The organism is Methylophaga sp. UBA4204, assembly GCF_002379485.1.
Lineage (GTDB): Bacteria > Pseudomonadota > Gammaproteobacteria > Nitrosococcales > Methylophagaceae > Methylophaga.
In genome coordinates this window covers 16205-18810 of sequence record NZ_DFTU01000053.1, presented here as the reverse complement: position 1 = coordinate 18810, position 2606 = coordinate 16205, and the positions used below count along the sequence as shown (strand labels likewise).

The following is a 2606-nucleotide window of genomic DNA, read 5'->3' as shown; positions in this document are numbered from 1 at the left end:
CTGAATTAGCTGCTAAGTTAACCAGTCAGGGTGTTATCACTATTGATGACCTTGCAGATCAGTCCGTGGATGAATTGGTTGAGGCGGGTGGCATTGATGAAAAACAAGCTGCCGCATTTATCATGAAAGCACGTGAGTCATGGTTTGCAGACGAACAAACAGAAACAGGGGAGTAACCAATGAGTGACATGAAGGTTAAGGACCTGGCCGACACTGTCGGTATCACACCTGAACGTTTAGTTGATCAGCTTAATGAGGCCGGTATTAAAGTCTCAAAGCCGGATGATCTGATTACGGAAGACCAAAAGCAAAGTCTGTTGCAATTTTTACAGCAAAGACATGGCAAATCAGCCAGTGAAAACGATGCATCACCTAAAAAAATCACACTGAAACGTAAATCAGTCAGTGAAATTAAATTAGGTGGAGGCACATCTCGTCAAGCCGGTAAAAGTGTCAGTGTTGAAGTTCGTAAAAAACGCACTTTTGTCAAACGGTCTGATGCCGAACCTAACACTGCCAGTGCGCCTGCTGAAGAACCTGTAATTGCATCTCAAGCACAGGCACACGCCGAAGAAGTTGCCCGTCAGGAGCAGCTTCGACAGCAGGAAATAGCACGCAAACAGCAAGAACAAACCAGCCTGCAGAAAGAAGAGTCTGAACGTGAAGCTGCAGCAGTTGCCGCAGCAATCGAAGCCGAAAGGCTGGCAGATGAAGAGGCACGTTTAGCTGCAGAAGAAGAGCAAAAGGCTCTTGCCGAAGAAGCGAAACTCAAAGAAGAAAAAAAATCTGTCGCTGCCAAAAAACAAGCGGCAAAACCGGAATTGACGGCTTCTCAATTAGCACATAAAAAGCTGGAAGAAGCCGATGCCAAGCGTCGTGCTGCCAACCTTGCCCGTATCGAAGCTGAAAAAGCGCTTGAAGCGCGGAAAAAGGCTCGTGAAGAAGAGGAAGCTTTAGAAAAGGCCAAGGAAGAGGCGCGTCTTGCAGCCGCGGAAGCACAAGCCAAAGAACAGAAACCGGATCGTAAAGAAGCCGATGCAAAACACGTTGCGAATAAAGATAAACCCGCACGTCGTGGTCGGTTCCAACGTGATGATGAATTTGAACGTAAAGAACTTCATGTCAGCGAAGGCAAAGGTCGCCGCAAGAAGAAGAAAGGCGTCTCACAAAAAACTGCGACTGTTGAAACCACAACAGAACATGGTTTTTCCCGTCCAACCGCTCCGGTTGTTCGTGAAGTCAGTGTTCCCGATACCATTTCAGTTTCTGACTTAGCGCAGCGTATGTCGGTTAAAGCGGCCGAAGTAATCAAAGCGTTGATGGGTATGGGCACAATGGCCACTATCAATCAGGTCCTGGATCAGGATACCGCTGTTATTCTGGTTGAAGAAATGGGCCATGTTGCCAAGCCGGTTCAGGAAAACGAAGTTGAACAAGCCCTGGAAGCATCTATTGAAGTTACCGGCGAAGCGGTTCCAAGAGCACCTGTTGTTACTGTAATGGGCCATGTTGACCATGGTAAAACCTCTCTACTGGATTATATCCGTCGTACCAAGGTTACATCAGGCGAAGCGGGTGGTATTACCCAGCATATCGGTGCCTATAAAGTAGAAACCAGCCGTGGTGAAGTGACCTTTTTGGATACACCGGGCCATGCTGCGTTTACCGAAATGCGTTCACGTGGTGCCAAGGTTACCGATATCGTAGTCTTGGTGGTCGCGGCAGATGATGGTGTTATGCCGCAAACAATCGAGGCTGTTCAGCACGCTAAAGCTGCCGGCTCAACGCTGATTGTTGCCGTAAACAAAATGGATAAACCAGATGCCACGCCGGATCGGGTTAAACAGGAATTAACGAATCATGAAGTCGTCCCTGAAGATTGGGGTGGTGATGTTCAGTTTGTACCGGTTTCAGCTCTGACTGGGCTTGGTGTTGATGAGTTACTTGATGCGATTTCACTGCAAGCTGAAGTGATGGAATTGACCGCACCAGTTAAAGGTCCTGCTCACGGTACTGTTGTTGAATCACGTCTCGATAAAGGACGCGGTACGGTGGTAACTGTTCTGGTCCAACGTGGTACGTTGAGAAAAGGTGACATTGTCGTTGTTGGCCAGGAATTTGGTCGCGTTCGCGCCTTGTTCAATGAGAATGGTCAGGCAATGGATGAAGCCGGTCCTTCAACCCCCGTTGAATTATTGGGTCTGTCAGGTACGCCAGCATCAGGTGACGAATTGCAGGTAGCTCCGGACGATCGCACGGCAAGAGAGATTGCCAGTTTCCGTCAGACCAAAGCACGTGAAATGAAAATGGCCCAGCAGCAGGCAGCCAAGTTGGATGATATGTTCAACAAAATGGAAGCCGGCGATCTGAAAACGTTGAATGTGGTCATCAAAGGTGACGTTCATGGTTCAGTTGAAGCGGTTAGCCAGGGTCTGCAGAAGTTGTCGACCGATATGGTTCAGGTCCGGGTTGTTGGTTCAGGTGTTGGTGGTATTAATGAAACTGACGCACAACTTGCTGCTGCGTCTGATGCGATTTTGATCGGCTTTAATGTTCGTGCAGACAACACAGCACGTAAAGTGATTGCCGAAAAAGGTCTGGATGTT

The 2606-nt window shown here is 48.3% G+C and carries 2 protein-coding genes; both read left to right on the top strand.

The window, feature by feature from the left end:
- Nucleotides 1-176, top strand: a 176-nt coding sequence (locus B3182_RS07615) for a helix-hairpin-helix domain-containing protein (protein ID WP_292752215.1), incomplete at its 5' end; no start/stop codon positions are given.
- 3 nt (nt 177-179) lie between these two features.
- A partial coding sequence (gene infB / locus B3182_RS07610) for a translation initiation factor IF-2 (protein WP_292752206.1) occupies nt 180-2606 on the top strand: 2427 nt, incomplete at its 3' end.